16 protein-coding genes are annotated in these 22,671 nt (G+C 71.4%); 8 read left to right on the top strand and 8 right to left on the bottom strand.

Features of this window, described 5'->3' with window-relative positions:
* Positions 1-71: 71 nt before the first annotated feature.
* Together ACFV6V_RS29490 and ACFV6V_RS29485 are read right to left on the bottom strand one after the other, a co-directional pair.
* A complete protein-coding gene (locus tag ACFV6V_RS29490; protein ID WP_385570889.1) occupies positions 72-1,448 on the bottom strand; it encodes a phosphomannomutase/phosphoglucomutase in 1,377 nt (458 codons plus the stop codon).
* A gap of 192 nt (positions 1,449-1,640) precedes the next feature.
* Positions 1,641-2,066, bottom strand: coding sequence for a DUF3499 domain-containing protein (locus ACFV6V_RS29485; RefSeq protein ID WP_385570888.1), 426 nt, complete (start codon positions 2,064-2,066; stop codon positions 1,641-1,643).
* A gap of 342 nt (positions 2,067-2,408) precedes the next feature.
* Between ACFV6V_RS29485 and ACFV6V_RS29480 the strand changes: the two genes are divergently transcribed.
* Positions 2,409-2,846: a metallopeptidase family protein gene (locus tag ACFV6V_RS29480; protein ID WP_385570886.1), complete on the top strand. Its 438-nt coding sequence runs from the start codon at positions 2,409-2,411 to the stop codon at positions 2,844-2,846.
* Between the two features lie 59 nt (positions 2,847-2,905).
* Here ACFV6V_RS29480 and ACFV6V_RS29475 read toward each other — a convergent pair whose 3' ends face one another.
* The 3 genes from ACFV6V_RS29475 to ACFV6V_RS29465 all read right to left on the bottom strand — a co-directional run bounded on the left by ACFV6V_RS29475 (position 2,906) and on the right by ACFV6V_RS29465 (position 8,632).
* Positions 2,906-4,468, bottom strand: coding sequence for a DUF5719 family protein (locus tag ACFV6V_RS29475; RefSeq protein ID WP_385570884.1), 1,563 nt, complete (start codon positions 4,466-4,468; stop codon positions 2,906-2,908).
* Positions 4,465-8,181, bottom strand: coding sequence for a glycosyltransferase (locus tag ACFV6V_RS29470; protein WP_385570882.1), 3,717 nt, complete (start codon positions 8,179-8,181; stop codon positions 4,465-4,467). Before ACFV6V_RS29470 ends, ACFV6V_RS29475 begins: the two co-directional genes overlap by 4 nt.
* 187 nt (positions 8,182-8,368) lie before the next feature.
* Positions 8,369-8,632, bottom strand: coding sequence for a WhiB family transcriptional regulator (locus ACFV6V_RS29465; RefSeq protein WP_077974550.1), 264 nt, complete (start codon positions 8,630-8,632; stop codon positions 8,369-8,371).
* Positions 8,633-9,367: 735 nt separating this feature from the next.
* On the opposite strand from ACFV6V_RS29465, the gene ACFV6V_RS29460 reads away from it, so the two are divergent.
* The 3 genes from ACFV6V_RS29460 to ACFV6V_RS29450 are packed head-to-tail and all read left to right on the top strand — an operon-like array spanning position 9,368 to position 12,238.
* On the top strand, positions 9,368-9,874 hold the full coding sequence (locus tag ACFV6V_RS29460; protein ID WP_385570881.1) for a cysteine dioxygenase: 507 nt from the start codon (positions 9,368-9,370) through the stop codon (positions 9,872-9,874).
* A 34-nt stretch (positions 9,875-9,908) separates the two neighbouring features.
* Positions 9,909-10,865, top strand: a complete 957-nt coding sequence (gene cofD, locus ACFV6V_RS29455; protein WP_385570880.1) for a 2-phospho-L-lactate transferase — start codon at positions 9,909-9,911, stop codon at positions 10,863-10,865.
* Positions 10,862-12,238, top strand: a complete 1,377-nt coding sequence (locus ACFV6V_RS29450) for a coenzyme F420-0:L-glutamate ligase (RefSeq protein WP_385570878.1) — start codon at positions 10,862-10,864, stop codon at positions 12,236-12,238. The genes cofD and ACFV6V_RS29450 overlap by 4 nt, the downstream gene beginning before the upstream one ends.
* A 78-nt stretch (positions 12,239-12,316) precedes the next feature.
* Here ACFV6V_RS29450 and ACFV6V_RS29445 read toward each other — a convergent pair whose 3' ends face one another.
* The 3 genes from ACFV6V_RS29445 to ACFV6V_RS29435 form a co-directional block, all read right to left on the bottom strand.
* The gene (locus tag ACFV6V_RS29445) at positions 12,317-13,336 is read right to left on the bottom strand and encodes a DNA-3-methyladenine glycosylase family protein (protein ID WP_385570876.1); all 1,020 of its coding nucleotides are present in this window, start codon (positions 13,334-13,336) and stop codon (positions 12,317-12,319) included.
* A 46-nt stretch (positions 13,337-13,382) separates the two neighbouring features.
* Positions 13,383-14,474, bottom strand: coding sequence for a sugar phosphate nucleotidyltransferase (locus tag ACFV6V_RS29440; protein WP_385570875.1), 1,092 nt, complete (start codon positions 14,472-14,474; stop codon positions 13,383-13,385).
* Between the two features lie 149 nt (positions 14,475-14,623).
* Positions 14,624-16,270 carry a peptidoglycan recognition protein gene (locus ACFV6V_RS29435; protein ID WP_385570873.1) on the bottom strand — a complete coding sequence of 549 codons (1,647 nt, stop codon included), beginning with the start codon at positions 16,268-16,270 and terminating at the stop codon, positions 14,624-14,626.
* Positions 16,271-16,397: 127 nt separating this feature from the next.
* Here ACFV6V_RS29435 and ACFV6V_RS29430 point away from each other — a divergent pair, with 127 nt between their 5' ends.
* The 4 genes from ACFV6V_RS29430 to ACFV6V_RS29415 all read left to right on the top strand — a co-directional run bounded on the left by ACFV6V_RS29430 (position 16,398) and on the right by ACFV6V_RS29415 (position 22,606).
* Positions 16,398-17,153 carry a TIGR03089 family protein gene (locus ACFV6V_RS29430; RefSeq protein WP_385570872.1) on the top strand — a complete coding sequence of 252 codons (756 nt, stop codon included), beginning with the start codon at positions 16,398-16,400 and terminating at the stop codon, positions 17,151-17,153.
* Between the two features lie 111 nt (positions 17,154-17,264).
* The gene (locus ACFV6V_RS29425; protein ID WP_385570871.1) at positions 17,265-18,866 is read left to right on the top strand and encodes an LCP family protein; all 1,602 of its coding nucleotides are present in this window, start codon (positions 17,265-17,267) and stop codon (positions 18,864-18,866) included.
* A 248-nt stretch (positions 18,867-19,114) separates the two neighbouring features.
* Positions 19,115-20,866, top strand: coding sequence for an LCP family protein (locus ACFV6V_RS29420; protein ID WP_385570870.1), 1,752 nt, complete (start codon positions 19,115-19,117; stop codon positions 20,864-20,866).
* A 54-nt stretch (positions 20,867-20,920) separates the two neighbouring features.
* Positions 20,921-22,606: an LCP family protein gene (locus tag ACFV6V_RS29415; RefSeq protein WP_385570868.1), complete on the top strand. Its 1,686-nt coding sequence runs from the start codon at positions 20,921-20,923 to the stop codon at positions 22,604-22,606.
* The last annotated feature ends 65 nt before the right edge of the window (positions 22,607-22,671 follow it).

The following is a 22,671-nucleotide window of genomic DNA, read 5'->3' as shown; positions in this document are numbered from 1 at the left end:
GCGGACGCGGATCACCGCATCCGCCGGGCGGCGGCGCTCACACAAACCGTCAGGGCCCGGGTACGGCTGGGTCAGGACCCGCGTACCAGTCCCAGCACCTCGTCGCGTACCGCCGCCATCGTCGACTCGTCGCGGGCCTCGACGTTCAGCCGCAGCAGCGGCTCGGTGTTCGAGGGGCGGAGGTTGAACCACCAGTCGCCGGTCGAGACCGTGAGGCCGTCGAGCGTGTCGACGGTGACGCCTTCCCGGCCGGCGAACGCCTCGCGCACCAGGGCGGTGCGGGCGGCCTGGTCGGCGACCGTGGAGTTGATCTCGCCGGAGCCGCGGTAGCGGTCGAACCTGGCCACCAGGGAGGACAGGGGGCCGTCCTGGTTGCCGAGCGCGGCGAGGACGTGGAGGGCGGCGAGCATGCCCGTGTCGGCGTTCCAGAAGTCGCGGAAGTAGTAGTGCGCGGAGTGCTCACCGCCGAAGATCGCGCCGCTGCGGGCCATCTCCTCCTTGATGAAGGAGTGCCCGACCCGGGTGCGGACGGGCGAGCCGCCGTGCTCACGGACGACCTCCGGCACCGACCACGACGTGATCAGGTTGTGGATCACGGTGCCACCGGGGTGCTTGTCGAGCTCGCGGGCGGCGACCAGCGCGGTGATCGCCGACGGCGACACGGGCTCGCCCCGCTCGTCGACGACGAAGCAGCGGTCGGCGTCGCCGTCGAAGGCGAGGCCGATGTCGGCACCCACGGCGCGCACCCGGTCCTGGAGGTCCACGATGTTCTTCGGGTCCAGCGGGTTGGCCTCGTGGTTGGGGAACGTGCCGTCGAGCTCGAAGTACATCGGCACGAGGTCGACCGGCAGCGCGGCGAACACGGTCGGAACCGTGTGGCCGCCCATGCCGTTGCCCGCGTCCACGACGACCTTCAGCGGGCGGATCGCGGACAGGTCCACCAGGGAGAGGAGGTACGCCGCGTAGTCCTCGAGCGTGTCACGCTCGCTGATCGTGCCGGGCGTCGCGGCGGCGGCCGGGGCTCCGTCGGCGATCCAGCCCTCGACGAGGGCGCGGATCTCGGACAGACCCGTGTCCTGTCCCACCGGCGCCGCGCCGGCCCGGCACATCTTGATGCCGTTGTACTGCGCGGGGTTGTGCGACGCCGTGAACATGGCGCCCGGGAGCCCGAAGTGGCCGGACGCGAAGTACAGCTGATCGGTCGAGCACAGGCCGATCAGCGTCACATCGGCGCCACGGTTCGACGCCCCCCGCGCGAAGGCGCCGGAGAGGCCGGGCGACGACGGGCGCATGTCATGGCCCACGACGATCGCGTCCGCCCCTGTCACCTGTACGAACGCGGCGCCGAACAGTTCGGCCAGCGACTCGTCCCACTGATCGGGCACCACCCCGCGGACGTCGTACGCCTTCACGATCTGCGACAGATCAGCAGCAGCAGAAGCAGCCACGGCCCAACCTTCCTGAAGTCTCTGCGGTCACCTCAAACTACCCGTAGAAGGGGGGTACGCAGCGGAACACACAGATGGTGCCAAGGAAGCCGAAGGAGGCGCACAGTCGACCCGCGGTCATCGGACGGGCTCTGATCCCGGGAGTCGGGCTGAGGAAGTCGGGCCCGGGAGCCGGTCTCGGAGAGGTCCGGCTCAGGAGTCCGGTGACCGAAGCACCCGCAGATGCCCCCGCCGCCCGACCTCCACGGGATCGCGGCGTACGCCACCGCCTCCGCCCGCCTGCGCGGCGCGCTCCTGAGGGCGGGCCGCCTCACGGACCGCGTTGGCCAGGGCTTCGAGATCGTCGCCACTGGGCCGGGCCGGGGCCGATCCGTCGGAGAGGCGTACGACCTCCCAGCCGCGGGGCGCGGTGAGGCGTTCGCTGTGCTCGGCGCACAGGTCGTAACAGTGGGGCTCGGCGTAGGTGGCGAGCGGGCCGAGGACCGCGGTCGAGTCGGCATAGACGTACGTCAGTGTCGCGACGGCAGGGCGGCCGCACGCAGTGCGCGAACAGCGACGTACAGGGCTCACGACGTTGGACGGTACCGCACTCTTGAGCGGGCCGCGACGACTCTCCACCTGGTCACTCCACCGTGTCGTGCTGTGACAACCGGCACAGACGCCTTCAGAGCGGCCATTCTGACCTGCGGGGGAGCGAGCGCGACCACGCGAGTGCCCCATGCGATCCGGTCACCGTTCCATACATTTCGCGTCAATCACGGCGGGGTGCACGGTCGCGGGGAGGCATGGAATCGAGCCCAAGCTTGGCCGGAATGCTCAATAAGCGACACCCGAAATCAGCGCCTCAACCGACACATCGGGCGACCCGTCAGACGACCCGCCCCCCGGTGGAAGCAACATGCCGCACGCCGGACCGACGGCCCGGTGCCCGGGCACTCGGAGAGCTACCCTGCGTCAGTGATGGACAGTCCCGTACCGCCCCGCCCGACCGAGCCCAGGGAGCCGCGGCCACGCCGCCGTGACCGCCACGGCCGCGGTATGCGCGGGCCTGTCGCGCCACCGCAGGTGCCGCTCTCCGCGAGCAGGTCGGAGACCTTCCGCGATCTCGTGCGGGATTCGGTCGAACGGCTGGAGCGCCGCTGGCCTCAGCTCAGCGATGTGGAGTTCCTGGTCCTGCAGGTGCCTGAGTCACCCGACGAGACCGTGCCGCTCGGCAGCTCCCTACCGGCCGGCAAGGGGCAGCCCGCCCGGATCATCGTCTACCGGCGCCCCGTCGAGATCCGTACGAAGAACCGCGACGAGCGCGCGCTGCTGGTCCACGAGGTCGTCGTGGAACAGGTCGCGGACCTGCTGGGGCTCTCGCCCGAGTCCGTCGACCCCCGCTACGGCCAGGAGTGACGCCCAGTCGTCGGGGCCCTGCCCGGGCGGCCTTCCCGGGTCCGGACAGGGGCCTGTGCTCAGTCGTCCAGGACGGAGAGGTCCTGCTCCGCCGCCGGGACCTGCACGGTGCCACGGTCGTCGGGAAGGGTCTGGATCGTGAACATCTCGATCCCGCCCTGCGGCAGCATCAGGGTGCGCGCCGCGTGGACCGGGCCGCCCGACTGGGGTTCGACGGTCAGGGCGTACCCGCCCTTGAGCCCCGCCGGCGCCGGTGGGGTGACCGCGAGCGTCGTACCGGCCTTCACCGTGTAGGTCTGGACGGCCTGCTGGCCCCCCGCGGTACCGGCCGAGGCCGTGACCTTGACCTTGGCGGTGGCGGTCGGCGCCGTCAGCGACAGCACCGAGCCCTTCGCGCGGTTGTCGGCCGCCGTGGCGCGCCCCGTCACGGGTGCCGTCGCCGGGATGAAGGCGATCTCCTGCTTGGCGCCCTTGCCGCGCGTGACCTGGAGCGCGGCGACCACGGGGGTCGCCTTGCCGTTGTCCGAAGGGCTGAGCAGCAGCGAAGCGGGCTCTCCCTTGGTGACGTCCTTCAGATCGAGGGACGCGGTCATGCCCGACTTCACCCGCAGGCTCTCGGCACCGGCCGGGGTGATCGTGCCGGACGAGGTCGCAAGACGCAGTCTCAGGTCGGCGTCGGCGTCGCCCGGCGCGAAGGCCACGAGGCGTACGGAGGTGGCGTCCTTGGGGATTCCGGGGAGCACCAGCGTGCTGGACGGGTCGGCTGATGCGGGCATCCAGTCGCTGCCCGTCTCGTCACCCGAACCCCGCACCACGGCGCCGACGCGTCCGGTCCTGGTGGTGACGTGTACGGTCACGTCCTCCGCCTTGTCGGCCGTCAGGGTCGGCAGCAGCACGGGGACACTGGCCCCGGCCGGCACCGGGATGCCGTCGGTGAGCTGGGACTTGAGTGCGCCGTCCTTGCCGTAGAGCTCGATGTCGGCGACGGCCGCGGTGTCATCCGGGTTGGTGAGGTGCACATAGTCCTGCCGGTCCTTGGCAAGGCTGGCACCGGGGAACCAGAAGTCGGTGTCGGGCGCGGTGCAGCTCAGGCCGAGCACTCCGCGTCCGCTGCCTGCGGGGACCGTGGTGGTCTGCTGGGTGGTCCAGCCCGGGGCGAGGCGCCCGGTCGCGGTGCCGACCAGGGCCGGTGAGTCGCTGCCGGACTCCTTGGCGCCGACCGGCTTGCCGGGGTCCTTGAGAGCGAGGACGGGCTTGTCGGTCTTGCCGGAGGTGGGCTGCTTCGCGCCCTTCTTGGCGTCCGCCTTCTTGCCACCCGCCTGCGTGGTGTCCTGCTTGGCGTCCTTCAGCGTCGACACGGAGGGCTTCAGCGCTGCCGTGGACTGCGCGTCCGTGTCGGCCGCGGCGCCGGCCGGGGTGAACGACGTGTACGCCGTCTCCGCGATGTCCGAGGTGCTCGGCGCCGGGCAGAGCAGGCTTGAGCGCTCGACCGGCAGCCGGGCGGCGGTCCGCGCCGCGGCCACCGCCGAACCGCCGCTGTCGGGTGCGGTGAGCGCGGCCAGCCCGGTGGCGGCGGCGAGAGCGGTGACGGCCGCGCAGAGGGAGAGGGTCGTGCGGTTCACTGGTTGCTGCTCCCGTCGGGACGCTGCTCGGTCTCATAGCCGTAGGGGTCGTACGGCGCGTTCCGGTACGGGTCGTGCTGGGGCTGTCCGTACTGCTGGTCCGGTGCGTACCCCTGCCCGTACGGGTCGTGCGGGTACGCGTCCTGGTGCGCGGGCGCGTACGGGTCGTACGGGTGGGTCGGCTGCTGGTGTCCGCCGGCGTAGCTGTGCGGGTCGGTGTATCCGTACGTCTGCTCGTCGTACGGGTACGGCGAGCCGCCGTCCGTGCCGCCGCTCCCGTCGTCGTCCTGCCGCTGCTGCGGCACCGCCGCAGAGGGCTCGACCTCGGCCTCCGTCGCCTCCGCGGCCTCGGCTTCCGCCGCTGCCTGCGCCCGCAGCCTGCGTGCCCGGCGTCCCTCGCCCTCGACGGGCTGGGCGGGCACCGCGACCTCTTCCTCCGGCAGGTCGTCATCGATCTCGCGCCGCCTGCCCGGCAGGGCGAGCACCACCAGCACGAGGGCGAGCGCGCCCTGGGTCCAGATCCAGGCGGTGTGCGCGGCGGGCTCCTCGTACACGAGGTCAAGACGGCCGCCGTCGGCGGGGAGTTCGAAGCCCTGGGCCCAGCCGTCGACCGTCGTCCTCGGCAGAGCGCGGCCGTCGAGGGTGGCCTGCCAGCCCTCGTCGGCGCGGTCCGCGATACGCAGCACCCGGCCCGAAGCGCCCTTGGGGATCTCGGTGTGGGCCTCGACAGGCCCGGCGGCCACGGGGACGGGCTCTGTCTGCTCCGCGGCGCCGCTCACGATGACGGCGCGGGCGATCTGGCGGTCCACCCGCCACAGCGCACTCCCGTCGAGCTGGCTGAGGCGGTACAGACCGGGGGTGGAGTCCAGGACGCGGCTGAACTGACGCGGCGCACCGTCCCGTACGAGCACGTACCGGATCGCGAATCCGCTGAGCTGACTGGTCTGGTCGGCACCGGATCCGGCGACAAGCCGGGCGACGATCTTGTCGAGCCTGGCGTCGCTCCCGCCTGCCTCGGTCAGCTCCGCGTCGCCGAGCCGCGCGCCCGAGCCGCGGACCAGGCTGTAGGACACCTTGTCGGACGCGCTGCCGCCGAGCACGAGGGTGCGCGACTGGTCGCGTGTGTCGCTCTCCTCGGCGACGAACGCGGGCACCTGCACCGGATCGCGCCGCTCCAGCGGCCCTGCGGCCCCGCTGACCATCCAGTTGGCGGCGGCGAGCAGAGGGGCCACGCCCGCGGCGAGGGCGATCAGGGCGGCGGCGGGCTGGCGCCAGCCGAAGGACTGGGCGGTGACCCGTTCGCGTACGCCTTCGGCGCCCATCACGGCGGCGGCGAGCAGGGCGATGCCGTAGAGGAGGGTCGCCGGTCCCGCCCAGCCGGAGCCGTTGGCGAACGCGGCGAAGACCAGGCCGACGAGGGCGATGGCCCAGGCGGTGCGGATGGCGTGCCGCCGCTCTTCGCGGAGCAGGGCGGCCAGCGCGGCGAGGACGATGCCGATCAGCACCAGGCCGCCGAGGGTCTTCGGGCCGCCCGGGCTGATGCCGAGCAGATCGAGTGCTCCGGCCGAGCCGGGCCCGATGTCCAGGCCCGCCTCGCGGAAGAAGCCGGAGGGACCGGTCAGCAGGGACAGCGACCAGGGGGCGAGAACCAGCAGCGGGGTACCGACGGCGGCGAGGGTGCGCAGGGCGTACGCAGTGGGGCTGGCCCGTCGCAGTACGAGGGCGGCGATGCCGAGCACGAGGGCGACGGGCCAGACGATCGGGGTGAAGGCCATCGCGAGGGTCAGCAGCAGTGCGTAGGCCCAGGTGGCACGCCAGCTGCCGGGGCCGTGATCTGCACCGCCGCCATGACCGGCGCCGCCGAATCCGTATGCCGCGAGCGCCGCACGGGCGATCAGCGGCAGGACCACCACGAGCACGGCGGTGCCGAGCCGGCCGGTGGCCAGCGCGCCGGTCGCTGCGGGCAGGAAGGCGTAGGCGACGGCGGCCCAGGCGCGCAGCAGCCGCGACTCGACGAGCGGCCGGGAGGCGAAGTAGGCCGTCACTCCGGCGAGCGGCACCGAGCAGACCAGCAGCAGGGTGAGTGCGAGGCCGGTGGAGCCGAACAGCAGCCCGGACAGCATGGAAAGGATCGCCAGGTACGGGGGTGCCGTCTGGGTGCCCCCCGTGCCGAGCGGGTGCCATGCGTCGGCGTAGCGTCCCCAGAGCTCCGGCACCGTCTCCGGGGCGGGGAGCAGCGCGCCGCCCGCGAGTGCCCCGCTGGTGAGGAGTCCGCGGCAGGCGACGAGCGAGACGAGCAGCAGCAGCGCGAAGAGCACCGGTCCCGGTTTCCGCGCGATCCGCTTGAGCCGGGCGAACTGCTCGATCTCCAGGAAGTCGGCGTCGTCGCCACCGGGGCCTGACTCCACGACGCCGTGCCGTGATCCCGAAGACGCCGAGGAGTCGGAGGCGCGGCCCGCGCCAAGGCTGCTCGCGATCTGTTCGGCGGTGGCGCGGATGGTGGCACCGGGCGGCGGGAACAGCGGCCTGAGGTCAGCAGGGTGGACCGCGGGCTTTCGGCGCCTGCGCCGGGCGGCGAAGATCCGCCCGGGGCGGAGCAGGGTGCCGAGGAGGCCCATCACCTCGTCGACGGCCTGGCCGGGGGCCTTGCCGACGAGATAGGCGAGGGTGCGCATGAGGGTGCCGACGATGAGCCGGATCAGCACGAAGGGGAGGGCGCGGCCCCGGGCGTTGGCGAGCAGGGTGTAGACGGCGCCGGCCTTGTCGACGCGGTGGGGGGAGGCGCCTTGGCGCGCGAAGGGGATCGAGGGGCTCGAGGAGTCCGAGGAGCGGCCGTCCTTCGACTGCCTCGAGAAGGACCGGCCGGCACAGTCGACGGTCCGGCGCTCGCGCGCGGCGGCTTCCGCATGGCGCAGGACGGCCCCGGGGGCGACCAGGACCCGATGGCCCGCGGCATGGGCGCGCCAGCACAGGTCGACGTCGTCGCGCATGAGGGGCAGTCGGCGGTCGAAGCCGCCGAGCTCCTCCCAGACGTCCCGGCGGATGAGCATGCCGGCGGAGGAGACGGAGAGCACGGTGCGCACCTGGTCGTGCTGGCCCTGGTCCTGCTCGCGGCGGTCGAGCCCGGTCCAGCGCCGGCCGCTGTTGGCGATCGAGACTCCGGCTTCGAGCAGTTGCTTGCGGTCGTACCAGCCGCGCAGCTTGGGGCCGATGATCGCCGCGTAGGCGTCGGAGTCGGCGACGCGCAGCAGTTCGGCGAGGGCGTCGGGGGCGGGGGCGCAGTCGTCGTGGAGCAGCCAGAGCCACTGGACCGGTTCGCCGTGCGGCAGTTCCGGCATGTCGTATGCGTCGTCGCGCCAGGTCCTGCTGACCGGGTCCCAGCCGCTGGGCCGCTTCAGGTAGGGCAGATCGTCCGGAGTGAGCACGCCGGCCGTGCGGACGGCCTCCTCCACTGCCGCGCCGAAGCCCGAGCGGCGCGCGAGGTTCAGCACCCGGCCGGCGCCGAGCGCTTCGGTGAGCAGCCGCGCGGAGTCGTCGCCACTGCCGGTGTCGGCCGCGACGACGTTCTGTACGGGGCGTTCCTGGCCGAGCAGTCCGGTGAGCGCGTCCGGCAGCCAGCGAGCACCGTCGTGCGAGACGAGGACGGCGGTGACGACGTGCCGTGGGAACTCAGGCGTGGTGGCGGGAACACGCTCGGGTGGGGTGGCGGACATCGAGGTACGGGCCCTCCGGCCGGGGTCACCCCGCGAGGGGGCACTGAAGCGTCTGGGACGGGCCCCCACACTAACGGTAGGAGTCGGCGGTGGAGCCCCGAGCGCTGCGCTGGAGGGTCCGCAGAGGTCTGCGGTGCGGCCGGCGTGCACCGGACCGTGCTCCGGATGGCGCCGGATCGCGTGTGATTCAGACAGCGGCCTTCTTCAGCCGGCGCCGCTCACGCTCGGACAGACCGCCCCAGATTCCGAATCGCTCGTCGTTGGCCAGGGCGTACTCAAGGCATTCGGAACGGACTTCACAGGCCAGGCAGACCTTCTTGGCCTCGCGAGTGGAACCGCCCTTCTCGGGGAAGAAGGACTCGGGGTCGGTCTGGGCGCACAAGGCGCGCTCCTGCCAGCCGAGTTCCTCTTCCGCGTCCTCGACCAGCAGTTGCTGGAACAGCTCGGTCATGTGCGCCCCTCGTCTGTTTTTGCGTCCCCGTGAAGCAGCCGGTACCGATTTCGGCCGAACGACACGAGTGAAATTACAAGTGTGTGGATCCGGGCCAGTCAAGCCGAGATCTGCTATTGCGCCCCGTATTCACCCTGCGGAACCAAGGCCATGCGGAAAGTGTGCAAATCATAAGAAATAAGACAGCCACCACTGCCTCACCCTGCGCACCCCGCGCCCTCTGCTCTCCTCTCCTCAACGCCCTCCCCTCTCTCCTCAACGAGCCCTGGGCGAGCCGGTATGCACCGGCCCTCCGAAAAGGAGGACGCCGAAGCGTTCGATCTTGTTGCAATCCAGCCATACAAGCGATCCGGATCACAGTCTGATCACGAAGATCCGGCGGCGTTTGAGAGTGCGACTGCTGCGCCATGTCTCCGGCCTCATGCGCGAGCAAACCTTTCTCCGCGCGGAGTAACCGGATGAGGTGAATCATTGCCCCCAAATCGGTCATTGGGTTGACATCTTGGATCCTGTTGGCCACCTTGGAGGACATGCCAGCGACCGCAGCGCCTCACGCGACCCACCTCAGTGGGTTCCGCCGCGCTGCCCTGACCCGCTGTTGCTGTTGCTGTTCCAGCTGTTGATGCCTCCAGCGCTCCGGCTCCCCCTCCCCGCTCGCCCCTTTCCGGGCTCCGCGGGATTCGCGACACCCCAGCACTGACTCGCTTCTTCTCTGCCGAGGAACCACCGCACCCCATGAACAGCAACAGCGACGTACAGATCGCCGGCGACATCCTCGAGGTCCAGCACCTCCTCCAGCCCGCACGGGAGCACCCCGCGACCGTGGCCGAGTTCGCCGGGCTCGCCCGCTCCATCGCCGCCGACCGCGACCAGTGGGCCCACCTCGTCCAGTACGACGCCACCGCCCGCTGGTACCACCGGCTGCGCACCGGCCCCGGGTACGAGGTCTGGTTGCTGTCCTGGGTGCCGGGCCAGGGCAGCGGGCTGCACGACCACGGCCGGTCCTCCGGCGTACTGACCGTCCTGGACGGCGAGTTGACGGAACGCACGGCTGCGGCCACGGCCACCCGGACCCTGGCGCCCGGCGCACAGCGGGTCTTCGCACCCGGATATGTGCACGAGGTGGTCAACGACTCACTCGAACCGGCGGTGAGCCTGCACGTCTACTTCCCCGGGCTCACGGAGATGCCGATGCACACGGCCCACTGCTCCCCCGCCCACCAGGCGACCGTCACCGCCTGATCGCCACGCCGGCCGGCACTGACACACTGTCCTCATGCGCATTGTGGTTCTGGCCGGTGGTATCGGCGGTGCTCGTTTCCTCCGTGGTCTCAAGGCAGCGGCGCCCGAGGCCGACATCACGGTCATCGGCAACACCGGTGACGACATCCATCTGTTCGGGCTGAAGGTCTGCCCCGACCTCGACACGGTGATGTACACGCTCGGCGGCGGCATCAACGAGGAGCAGGGCTGGGGGCGTGCGGACGAGACCTTCCAGGTGAAGAGCGAACTCGCGGCGTACGGAGTCGGCCCCGAGTGGTTCGGGCTCGGCGACCGTGACTTCGCCACCCACATCGTCCGTACGCAGATGCTGAACGCGGGCTATCCGCTCAGTGCCGTCACCGAGGCGCTGTGCGCGCGGTGGCAGCCGGGCGTGCGGCTGCTGCCGATGTCCAACGACCGGGTCGAGACCCATGTGGCCATCGAGGCGGACGGCGAGCGCAAGGCGATCCACTTCCAGGAGTACTGGGTCAGGCTGCGGGCCTCCGTCGACGCCCACGCGATCGTGCCGGTCGGGGCCGATCAGGCCAAGCCCGCCCCCGGTGTGCTGGAGGCGATCGGAGCGGCTGACGTGATCGTCTTCCCGCCCTCCAACCCGGTGGTGAGCATCGGGACGATCCTCGCCGTGCCCGGTATCAGGGAGGCGATCGCGGACGCGGGTGTACCGGTGGTCGGCCTCTCCCCCATCGTCGGTGACGCGCCCGTGCGCGGGATGGCCGACAAGGTGCTCGCGGCCGTCGGGGTCGAGTCCACGGCCGCCGCCGTGGCCACCCACTACGGCTCCGGGCTGCTGGACGGCTGGCTGGTCGACACCGTGGACGCGGGTGCCGTGGCCGAGGTCGAGACGGCGGGGATCCGCTGCAAGGCCGTGCCGCTGATGATGACCGACATCGACGCGACCGCGGCGATGGCGCGGGAGGCCCTGGCGCTCGCCACCGAGGTACGCGCATGACGTCGCCGACGCCTGCTTCGCCTTCCCCGTCCCTGTCCGCGTCGTCGCCGTCGTCCCCGCCCGCGCCCTCGTCGCCTTCGTACCGCGTGTGGGCGCTGCCCGGGCTGCCCGAGGTCCGGACCGGGGATGACATCGCCAAGCTGATCGCGGCCGCCGAGCCGGGTCTGGTGGACGGTGACGTGCTGCTCGTCACCTCGAAGATCGTGAGCAAGGCCGAGGGACGGATCCTCGCGGCCGACGACCGCGAGGCCGCCATCGACGCGGAGACCGTACGGGTCGTGGCGCGGCGCGGGAACCTGCGCATCGTGCAGAACCGGCAGGGGCTGATCATGGCTGCGGCCGGTGTCGACGCCTCCAACACGCCTTCCGGAACGGTGCTGCTGCTGCCCGAGGACCCGGACGCGTCCGCCGCGCGCATCCGCGAGAGCCTGCGGGACACCCTCGGTGTCGAGGTGGGCGTCATCGTCACCGACACCTTCGGGCGGCCCTGGCGTACCGGCCTCACCGACGTCGCCATCGGGGCCGCGGGCGTACGGGTGCTCGACGATCTGCGGGGCGGCGCCGATGCTCACGGCAATCCGCTGAGCGCCACGGTGGTCGCCACGGCGGACGAACTCGCCGCGGCCGGCGACCTGGTCAAGGGCAAGGCGGCCGGACTGCCCGTGGCCGTGGTGCGCGGACTCGGACACGTGGTCGCGGGACGGGCCGAGGAGAACGACGGTGCACGCGCGCTGGTGCGGGTCGCCGCGGACGACATGTTCCGGCTCGGCACGTCGGAGGCCGTACGGGAAGCGGTCACGCTGCGCCGTACCGTTCGCGCCTTCACGGACGAGCCCGTGGACCCCGGCGCCGTACGGCGTGCGGTCGAAGCCGCCGTGACCGCCCCGGCACCCCATCACACCACTCCCTGGCGGTTCGTCCTGCTGGAGTCCGCAGAGTCACGGGTGCGGCTGCTCGACGCGATGCGGGACGCCTGGATCGCGGATCTGCGGCGCGACGGCAGGTCGGAGGAGTCGATCGCCAAGCGGATCAAGCGCGGCGACGTCCTGCGCCGCGCGCCGTATCTGGCGGTGCCCTGCCTGGTGATGGACGGCTCGCACAGCTACGGCGACGAGCGCCGGGACTCGGCGGAACGCGAGATGTTCGTCGTCGCGGCCGGGGCCGGGGTGCAGAACTTCCTGGTGGCGCTGGCGGGCGAGGGTCTGGGCTCGGCCTGGGTGTCGTCGACGATGTTCTGCCGCGAGGTGGTGCGCGAGGTGCTCGATCTGCCCGCCACCTGGGACCCGATGGGTGCGGTGGCGGTCGGACGCGCGGCCGAGCCGCCCCGGGAGCGGCCGGGGCGGGACACGGAGACGTTCATCGCCGTGCGGTGAACCCCGCGTCGGCCGTGCGGTGAACGCCGTCTTCAAGGGACGTACAGCGGTGAGCGCCGTCTCATCGGGACGAGCGGATCAGAGGGACGCGATATCGCCGCGCGGCATCTTCGGCCGCCGGCGCGCCGGAGTGCGTCCGCTCAGCAGGATCAGCCGGGTGGCCCGGTGCCGCTGGCCCGCGTACGGCTCGAGGAGCTCCAGCATCGCGGCGTCGTCGGCGTCCCGATCGCCCGCGAGCGCGTGGCCGACGATGCCGGGCAGGTGCACGTCCCCGACGGTGACGGCGTCGGGGGCGCCGTTGCTGCGCTGGATGGTCTCGGCGCTGGTCCAGGGGCCGATGCCGGGGATGAGCTCGAGCCGCGCCTGGGCCTCCCCGGGGGCCATCGCGGCGGCCTCCTCCATGCGGCGGGCGACCCGCACGGCACGCAGGATGGTGGCGGCGCGCTTGTCGTCGACGCCCGCACGGTGCCACTCCCAGGACGGGATCACGGCCCAGCCGCGGGGCTGCGGCATCACGGTCATATGCTCGGGCGCCGGTCCGGGTGCGGGCTCACCGTATTTCCGAACCAGCAGTCGCCAGGCGCGGTACGCCTCGTCGGTGGTGACCTTCTGTTCCAGGATCGACGGGATCAGGGACTCCATGACGAGCCCGGTGGCGGTCAGCCGCAGCCCGGGGCGGCGCCGGTGGGTGATCACGACGAGGCGGTGACGGGGCTCGAACGCGTCCGGGTCGTCGGCCTCCCCGAGCAGGGCGGGGAGCCGCTCCAGGAGCCACTCGGCGCCGGGGCCCCAGGCTTCGGCGTCCACGGCACCGTCGCGTGCCGCCACCCGGAGGGTCCCGGGACCCCCGGGGGTGAGGCTGGCCCGCCACACGGAGCCGTCCGGTGTGGTGCGGAACGTGGGGTCGGCGGGGCCGCGACGCAGCGGACCGAGCACCAATCCGAGATCGAGCGGCCCCGGCGGCACATAACGCCGCTCCCGGGCGCCGGATGAGGCGGGCCGGTCCGCGCCCCTCGGACCCGGCACCGGTACGGCCACCTCGCCACCGCGCGTGGTGGTGCGGGTCACGGGGGGACGGGGGGCGAAGCGTCCAGCCACGGGTCGGTCCTCGCGGGTCCTGGGGGCGGTCGGGTTTCCTTCGAGGCTACTGGTCCGACGAGAAGCGGATCGACCCCGCGGGCAGCGTCGCGTCGCACCACACCCGGACGCCCTCGCGCAGTTCGTTGTCGGCACCGATCACCGCGTCGTCGCCGACGACCGCGCCGGACAGCACCGAGCGTGCGCCCACCCTCGCCCGGGCGCCGATCAGCGAGTCGGTGATGACCGCTCCCGGCTCGATCACGGCCCCGTCGAGGACCGTGCTGCCGCTGACGCGCGCCCCCTCGCCGACGGACGCACCCTCGCCGACGACCGTGCCGTCGGTCAGCTTGGCATCCGGCGCGACGGTGGCCGTGGGAAGCACCAGCCGGTCGCCGTGCCGCCCTGGGACCGCCGGGGACGGGGCGCGGCCGAGTACGAGGTCGGCTGAGCCGCGTACGAACGCCTGGGGGGTTCCCAGGTCCAGCCAGTAGGTCGAGTCCACCATGCCCTGGAGGTGCGCCCCGGAGGACAGCAGCTCGGGGAAGGTCTCCCGTTCGACCGAGACCGGCCGACCGGCCGGGATGCTGTCGATGACCGAGCGGCGGAACACGTAGGCGCCCGCGTTGATCTGGTCGGTGACGATCTCCTCGGGGGTCTGCGGCTTCTCAAGGAAGGCCGTCACCCGCCCCTGCTCGTCCGTGGGCACGAGACCGAAGGCCCTCGGGTCCGCCACGCGGGTCAGATGCAGCGAGACCTCCGCACCGGACCGCTGGTGGGTGTCGACCAGGGCCCTGATGTCGAGACCGGTGAGGATGTCCCCATTGAAGATCAGCACCGGCTCGTCGGGGCCGGACCGCAGCCGCGAGGCCACGTTCCGGATCGCGCCGCCGGTGCCGAGGGGCTCCACCTCGGTCACGTACTCCAGCTCAAGACCCATCGAGGAGCCGTCGCCGAAGTACGGCTCGAAGACCTCCGCGAGGTACGACGTGGCCAGCACGATGTGCTCCACGCCAGCCGCGCGCGCCCTGGCCAGCTGATGGGTGAGGAACGGCACTCCGGCCGCCGGCACCATGGGCTTGGGCGTGTTCACGGTGAGCGGGCGCAGCCGGGTGCCTTTGCCGCCGACCAGGAGGATCGCTTCTTGAGCCTGGGTCAATGCCTTCTCTGCTTCCTGTTCCTGCTGGCTGTTCCTGCTGGCTGTTCCTGCTGGGGGCCGGGCGATTCGTGCGTATGGCCCGTCAGTGTATGCAGCCTGTTCGCACAAATGTGTGCGGCGGTGCGGCGGTGGACGTGCCGGACGAGCGGTCAGCGTCCCTGGAGCTTCGCCGCCGTGCTGCGCGCCGTGGCGAGCTTGTTGTAGAGCCGGCCACCGGGGCAGTCCGTCGCGAATCCGTCGCGGTGCCCGGAGATGACGTTGAGCCTGGCCTTGGTGCCCTTCGGGAACCGGTTGCCGCCGCCGGATGTGAGCAGCGTCGTGGCCTTCGGGTTCACCCCGAACAGCCCCAGCTTCCAGGCGGTGAGCCGGGCGATCGCGTTCACCGCGGCGCCGGACGGTTCGGCCGAGCTGAAGGTGCCGATGACCGCGATGCCCATGCTGTCGGTGTTGAACCCGAGCGTGTGCGCGCCCATGACGGGCTTGGTCACGCCGCCGGCGCGCCCTTCGTAGATGTTGCCGCACTTGTCGACGACGAAGTTGTAGCCGATGTCCCGCCAGCCGCTGCTCACCACGTGGTAGCGGTAGATCCCGCGGATGACGGAGGGCGCCTGGGCGCAGGTGTAGGTGTTGCCCGTCGCGGTGTGGTGCACAAAGGCGGCTTTGACCGTGTTCGTGTAGATGAACTGCTTTTCGCGGAGCGACTCGTCCGCCCCCCATCCCTTGCGGGTGACGATCGCGGGGCGGGGCCCGATGTAGGTCTTCAGCACGCTCGCGTCCGCCGTGGCTTCGGCCCCGCTGTCCGTCTCTGCCTTGGCCAGAGCGGGAATCAGATCGGCGCCCAGCGGGGCGAGATCGGCGTTCACCGCTGTGGCGGCAGCGGCTTCGGGCGTCATCGCCGTGAGCAGGGCGGCTTCGTCGGCGGCCTGCTGGCCCGGCACCGCGTTCGGCTCCTCGCCCGCGAGCGGGTCGCTCAGCGACTCGACCGGGGTCTCGGGGATGACGGCTACGGTCGGGGGGTTACCGGGCTGCGTCGCAGGAATGCCCGGCTGCACCCCGAGGTTGTCCGGCTGCGCCTGCGGGGTGCCCGGCTGCGTCGCAGGAATGCCCGGCTGTACTCCGAGGTTGTCCGGCTGCGCCTGGGAGGTGCCCGGCTGCGTCGCCGGGACGGTGCCGTCTCCCGGCGCCGGACCGCCCGCACCGGCCGCCTCCTGGGCCCTCTCCGCAGTCGCTGTCTCCGGCCCCTGCCCCGGATCAACGAGTTCGACACGCAGCCCGGACGGCAGCCCCAGCGCCTGGTCACTCTGCACTCCGGCACCGGCGCCGGTGACGATCCGCTCCGGAATCACCCGGACCTCCACACCGTCCGAAGCGCCGACCCACAGCGGCGCCGTCGCCCCGTGCACCCGGCCGCCACCGGTGCGCTCCACGGAGTCCGGGTCGGCGCCGTGCTGGTGGTCGTCCGCCTCGAGCGCCTGCCACGCGGACCAGCCGCCGGACCCCACGGCCCGGGTACGGACCTGGACCGCGCCGTGCAGCACGGCGTCGGGATCGTCCCAGACCACGCCGAGGAGCGAGAACGGCTGGACATCCCTCGGCGCAAGACCTTGCGCCTCAGCCTCGCCACCCGCTCGCTCCACACCGGGGATGCGGGACAGCGGCAGGGACTGGGTGGAGCCCGGCGGCTCCAGCAGGGGCAGGTTGGCCGCCGCCGCGATTCCCGACTCCAGCGCGAAGACGGGAAGCACCAGCGCGGCGGTGCACACGACACTGATCGAGGAAGCAAGGAAGGCACGCATGAACACGATCTTTGAGTGCGCCACCAGCCCTCGCCGCCCGGGAAAATGACGGATCGTTGGCCCGACCGTGGGCGCCGTCACCGGGACAGCCGGGCCCCCTCCGACTGCGCGGCGTACCCTTGCGCGGATGAACCCCAGCGACCGCACCCCCGCCGACCTGCTGCGATCCGCCTTCGCCACCGACCAGGCACGCCCCTTGGTCACCTTCTACGACGACGCCACCGGTGAACGCGTCGAATTGTCCGTCGCGACCTTCGCCAATTGGGTGGCCAAGACAGCCAACCTCCTCCAGGACGGGCTCTCCGCCGAACCCGGCCAGCGGGTGGCGCTGCTGCTGCCCGCGCACTGGCAGAGCGCGGTGTGGCTGCTCGCCTGTGCGTCCGTCGGTGTGGTGGCGGACGTGGGCGGCGCTCCCGAGACCGCCGACCTGGTGGTGAGCGGCCCCGACTCGCTCGACGCGGCCCGCGCCTGCCCCGGGGAGCGGGTCGCGCTCGCGCTGCGCCCGCTCGGCGGCCGGTTCCCGCAGCCGCCCAAGGGCTTCACCGACTACGCGGTCGAGGTCCCCGGGATGCCCGACGTCTTCCACCCGTACGAGCCGGTCGACCCGGAGGGACCCGCCCTCGCCGTCGCGGGCGGTACGGAACTGACGGGTACCCAGCTCGTGGAGCGCGCCAGTGCGGACGCCGCGCAGCTCGGTCTGACGGTCGGCTCACGGCTGCTGTCCGGGCAGGCGTACGACACCTGGGAAGGGCTGTCCCACGGTCTGTACGCGCCGCTGGCCGCAGGCGGTTCGGTGGTGCTCTGTCGCAACCTGGACCAGCTGTCCCCGGAGGAGCTGGAGAAGCGCATGGAAAGCGAGCGGGTCACCCACCGCACGCGGTGAGGTCCACCCGTACGGCGCACTGGCCCCCCGGGCCCACAGGCCGGAGCGCCGGGTCCGGGACATGATCGGCGGTACGTACGTACGGAGAACGACCGCGAGGATGGACCCCACGTGACGGACAGCGCCGGCACGCCCGCCGAACCGGAGGACGAGAACACGGCCCCCGCAGCCGCTGCGGCCGACTCGGCTGCCGCGGACAGGGGCGAGGCTCCGTCTCCGCACACGGGCGGCCCCGGACCCGGCGCGGACGGGGACGGGGACGGCTCCCTGGGGAACGGACTTCCGGGATCCGGCGGGGCAGCTCCACGGCTGGCTCCCCCGCTGCCCCTCTTCGCTCCCACGGACGTCGCCCACTCGGGCTTCGGCACCGCCCGCGTCGGCCCCGGAGGAGCCGGGGCCGGGGTCGGTTCGGCGCGCATGGGCGCGGCCAGGATCAGGCGCCTGGGGATCCGTTCGACGGGTGGTTCCGGCATCGGGGACAGCGGGAGCGGCTCCGGCTCCGGCTCCGGGGGCAGCGGCTCCGGCGGCAGCGGACCCGGTCCGGGCCCCGGAGGATCCGGGCAGAACCCAGGCCCGGGGCCCGGCCCCCGCAAGCGCCGCCGGCTGCGCTGGGCCGCCCTCGCGGTCTCCGTGATCGTGCTCGCGGTCTCCGCCGTGAGCTGGTGGTTCTACCGCAAGCTCGACAGCAACATCACGACGGACATCACGGCCGCGGAGGAGCTGGCCCGCTACGACAAGGAACGCCCGCTGCCCGCCGCCCACGGTGCGCTCAACGTGCTGCTCATCGGCTCCGACACCCGGGCGGGATCCGGGAACCGCTCGTACGGCAAGACCAAGGGCCAGCGGTCCGACACCACGATCCTGCTGCATCTCGCCCGGGACCGGCGCAGCGCGACCGCCGTCTCCGTGCCGCGCGACCTGATGGTGACCATCCCGAGCTGCCGTACGCCCGGGGGGACCCGTACCGCGTACCAGGTCGCGCAGTTCAACTCGGCCTTCTCGCACGGCGGCGCGGCCTGCACGATCCGTACGGTCGAGCGCCTCACCGGGGTCCGCGTCGACCACCACATGGTGGTCGACTTCCGCGGCTTCAAGGACATGGTCGATGCCGTCGACGGGGTCACCGTCTGCCTGAAGAAGCCCATCGACGACCAGGACGCGCACCTGACGTTGAAGGCGGGCAGGCAGACCCTCAACGGGGAGCAGGCACTCGGCTTCGTACGCGCCCGCAAGACCCTCGGCAACGGCAGCGACACCGAACGCATGGGCAGGCAGCAGCAGTTCCTCGGCGCTCTCGTCAGCAAGGTGCAGAGCGACGGGGTGCTGCTGAACCCGGCGAAGCTCTACCCGGTCCTGGACGCGGCCACCAAGTCGATCACGACGGACCCCGGTCTGAACTCCCTGAAGGACCTCTTCGACCTCACCCGGGCCATGCGGCACGTGCCGATGGACCGCGTGCAGTTCCTCACCGTTCCCCGCCAGCCGTACGCCCAGGATCCGAACCGCGACGCGCTGGTCGAGCCGAAGGCCAGCCAGCTCTTCGAGCGGCTGCGCAAGGACCAGCCGGTGGTGGTCGCTCCCGCGAAGACGACGCCGAGCACCGGCACGTCCACGGAGCGTGACCAGAACCAGGACGGCACGGGCTCCTCGACGAACCCGCGGGCGACGCCGACGTTCACCGGCACCAGCGCCGCTTCCGGCGGCTGCGCGTAACGCGTCGACCTCCGCGAGTAAAGCCATAGCCAAGGCACGACCCACGGTCCATGAGGTTTGGGCAAATTGCCCGGTTGTAAGGTGCGTGGAATTTGTCACGGACGTCGCCCGCCGCTGAGCTGGGCGGATAGTGTGACGCGATCCGGTGCAGGAGGGCTGCGAAATTCGCAGACAACCGGATCGAGAAACCGAGCGTCTTCAGGGGGGAAAGACGCCTCGCGTGGCACCGACGGAGGACGCAGACAACCGTGGACGCGCAGAGCCGTGGCCGGGCGGACGATATCGACCCCGCCGACCAGTGGGTACTCAACCCGCAGACTGGTAATTACGAATTGCGACTGGATCGCTCCGCAGGGCACTCGGTCGGCGGCCCCCGCTCCTCCGAGGCGACCCCTTCGAGAGCGGCCGGCCGCAGCAGCGCCACCCGGACCGCCGCCCCCAGGACGGACGTCCCGGGGCAGCGGTCGCGCGGCTCGTCGCGCGGTGCGGAGGCGGCGGGCGGCGGCATGCCTCCGACGCGCCCCGGCCGCCGCAAGCGCAAGCCGCAGAAGTCGCGCAAGAAGAAGGCGCTGATGTGGACCGGCGGCGTCCTGGGGTTCGTCCTCGTCGGCGTCTCGGTCGGCGCCTACCTCATCTACGACCATCTCAACGGCAACATCCGCTCGGTCGACGTGGGTGACGCGGCCAATGGCGGAGATCTCGCGGACGGGCCCATCAACATCCTGCTCATCGGCAGCGACATCCGCACCGGAGCGGGCAACGAGAGCTACGGAAACCGGGACAACACCACCGGTCACGCCGACACGACGTTCCTCTTCCATGTGTCCGAGGACCGCACCAACGCGACGGCGGTGAGCATCCCGCGCGACCTGAAGATCGACATTCCCGACTGTCCCACCAAGCAGCCGGACGGCTCGACGAAGGTCATCAAGGGTTCGCCGGACACGAAGTTCAACGAGAGCTTCGGTGTGAACGGCCGCGACCCGGGCTGCACCATGCGCACGGTCAAGCAGGTCACCGGTGTCCCGGTCGATCACTTCATGATGGCCGACTTCAACGCGGTCAAGACCCTGACGACCGCGATCAACGGCGTGGACGTCTGCCTGAGCAAGCCCATCAAGGACGAGGGCTACTCCAAACTCGACCTGCCCGCCGGGGAGCACTCCCTCGAGGGCGAGCAGGCGCTCGCGTTCCTCCGGAACCGCCACGGTCTCGGCAACGAGAGCGACCTGGACCGGATCAAGATGCAGCAGCAGTTCGTCGCGTCGATGATCCGCAAGATGAGGACCGACGCCCTGAGCGACCCGGCGATGATGCTCGACCTGGCGGAGGCGGCGACCAAGGCGCTGACGGTGGACAGCGGGATCGGCGACATACCGAAACTCAAGGCCCTCGCCGACGAGATCAGGGGGATCGACCTCAAGAACATCGCGTTCATGACGGTCCCTGTGGTCGACAACCCGAACGAGAAGGTCAGGGCCACGGTCGTACTGGACCCGAACAAGGCTCCGAAGGTCTTCACCGCGCTGCAGAACGACGTGTCCTTCACCGAGGTGACGAAGAAGCAGAAGGAGAAGGAGAAGGCCGCCAAGAGCAAGCAGGACGCCCTGCTCAAGGGGGCGCGGGCCGACGCCTCCGACGTACGCGTCGACGTCTACAACGGCAGCGACACCAATGGTGCCGCGCAGACGACCCTCAACTGGTTGCAGAACGAGAAGGGCGTGCTCAAGTCCTCGAACAAGAGCAACGCTCCGGAGAAGGCCGCCAAGACCACTCTGGAGTACGCCCCCAACCAAGCCGATCAGGCCCGCACGCTCGCGGACTTCATGGGCCTGCCCGCCGAGGCGCTCAAACCCGGCACCGTGAACGCAGAGGGACGGCAGGCGATGGTCCTGACCCTCGGGGCCGACTTCAAGGGCGCAGGGGTGCCCATCACCGGTCCGGCGAAGGCGCCGGACGTGGAGAAGGTCGAAGCAGACAAACAGGTGTGTGCCAAGTGAGCCCGGACCACCGGGCCGCCTGGTACGCCTGACATGACTACAGGGGGACCTGGGGTGGCACAGAGCAGCGTGCGTGGGGAGGGGACGCGGGACCGCGTCCCGCACGCAGACCAAGCAGACCGGCACGGCTGGCACGACAGCCCGCAGGAGGAGGGTGGCGGCGAAGGATCCGGCGGGTCCAACCGCTCCGGGCCGACGGCGCGGACCGACGCACGGCACCACGGCGGCACGCCCCGGAGCGGCCGGCGCGGGAAACGCCGGATACTCCGCTGGGTCGCCTCCGTGCTGTCCCTGCTGATACTCGGCACGGCCGGCGCCGGATACCTGTACTACCGCCACCTCAACAGCAACATCAAGAAGGACGAGCTCAACCTCGGCAAGAACCCGATGGCCGAGCACAGGGCGAACGCCGCGGGCCAGACACCGCTCAACATCCTGCTCATCGGGTCCGACGCGCGTAACTCCAAGGCGAACCAGGAGCTCGGCGGGGCCCGGGAAACCTTCGACGGGCCGCCGCTCGCGGACGTGCAGATGCTGGTGCACGTGTCCGCCGACCGCAGCAACATGTCGGTGGTCAGCATGCCGCGGGACACCGTGCTGAAGATCCCCGAGTGCACCGAACGCGACACCGGGAAGACCTACAAGGCCACCGGCTGGAAGCTCACCAACGAGTCGCTCGACCGCGGCGGCCCCGGCTGCACGGTGGCGACCTGGTACCAGCTCACCGGCATCACCATCGACCACTTCATGATGGTCGACTTCGCCGGAGTGGTCTCGATGGCCGACGCGATCGGCGGTGTACCGGTCTGCGTCAGGGACAACGTCCACTCCCGCACCTCGGACGGCAAGGGCTCCGGTCTGAAGCTGGCCGAGGGCACGCACCCGATCAAGGGTGAGCAGGCGTTGCAGTGGCTGCGCACACGGTACGGGTTCGAGGACGGCACCGATCTGGCCCGTACCCACGCCCAGCACATGTACATGAACTCGATGGTCAGAGAGCTGCGCAAGAGCACCAAGCTCACCGACCCGAACAAGCTCCGCTCCCTCGCCGAGGCCGCGACGTCCGCGCTGACCGTGGACACCGGCCTGGACACCGTGGGGAAGCTCTACGACCTCGCCGAAGAGCTGAAGCTCGTGCCGACCGGGCGCATCACCATGACCACGATGCCGAACTTCTACAGCCAGCGGCCCGGTTTCGAGGGCAAGGTGGAGCCCAAGCAACCGGACGCGGAGCAGGTCTTCCGGGCGATACGGGAGGACATCCCGCTCGACGGCAAGGCGTCGAAGCGCAAGGCCGCGGCGCCGTCGAAGGACCCGGCCGCCCCGAGCGCGCAGATCGGGGTACAGGTGCGAAACGGCACCTATACCGATGAGTTGGGCGCCGCGCAGGGCCGGGCCACGGACATCACCGCAGTGCTCGCGGGCAAGGGATTCACCCGGGCCACCGCGGCCAAGCAGCAGGCCGATCCGCTGGAGCGCACCGCCGTGTTCTTCCCGAGCGCCGAACTGGAGGGCGACGCCCAGGCGGTCGCCAAGGCCCTCGGCATCCCGGTCACCTCGGTGAAGAAGTCCACCGAGGTGTCAGGGGTGACGCTGGTGGTCGGCGCCGACTGGCGCGAGGGCAACGCGTATCCGAAGGCGGCGGCCACGGACAACGGCAAGGCGCCGGAGTCGGCCCGCCCGCTCAACGGCGATGACACCACGGCCTGCATGGACGTGCAGGAAGGTTTCACCTGGTAGTGGCGGAACGATGACGGCGGCCCGGATGCGTACCCAACCCGGCCGCCGGCAACGTGGGTGGTGTG

This window comes from Streptomyces sp. NPDC059828, from assembly GCF_042731955.1.
Lineage (GTDB): Bacteria > Actinomycetota > Actinomycetes > Streptomycetales > Streptomycetaceae > Streptomyces.
The sequence above is the reverse complement of the archived record's forward strand: the minus strand, read 5'-3'. Positions and strand labels throughout refer to the sequence as shown.

Bases quoted from the DNA above. Each gene is read 5' to 3' on its own strand.
- ACFV6V_RS29480 (WP_385570886.1), top strand. From the start codon at position 2,409: ATGGACAGTCCCGTACCGCCCCGCCCGACCGAGCCCAGGGAGCCGCGG.
- ACFV6V_RS29470 (WP_385570882.1), bottom strand. From the start codon at position 8,181: ATGTCCGCCACCCCACCCGAGCGTGTTCCCGCCACCACGCCTGAGTTC.
- ACFV6V_RS29465 (WP_077974550.1), bottom strand. From the start codon at position 8,632: ATGACCGAGCTGTTCCAGCAACTGCTGGTCGAGGACGCGGAAGAGGAA.
- ACFV6V_RS29460 (WP_385570881.1), top strand. From the start codon at position 9,368: ATGAACAGCAACAGCGACGTACAGATCGCCGGCGACATCCTCGAGGTC.
- cofD (WP_385570880.1), top strand. From the start codon at position 9,909: ATGCGCATTGTGGTTCTGGCCGGTGGTATCGGCGGTGCTCGTTTCCTC.
- ACFV6V_RS29450 (WP_385570878.1), top strand. From the start codon at position 10,862: ATGACGTCGCCGACGCCTGCTTCGCCTTCCCCGTCCCTGTCCGCGTCG.
- ACFV6V_RS29435 (WP_385570873.1), bottom strand. From the start codon at position 16,270: ATGCGTGCCTTCCTTGCTTCCTCGATCAGTGTCGTGTGCACCGCCGCG.
- ACFV6V_RS29430 (WP_385570872.1), top strand. From the start codon at position 16,398: ATGAACCCCAGCGACCGCACCCCCGCCGACCTGCTGCGATCCGCCTTC.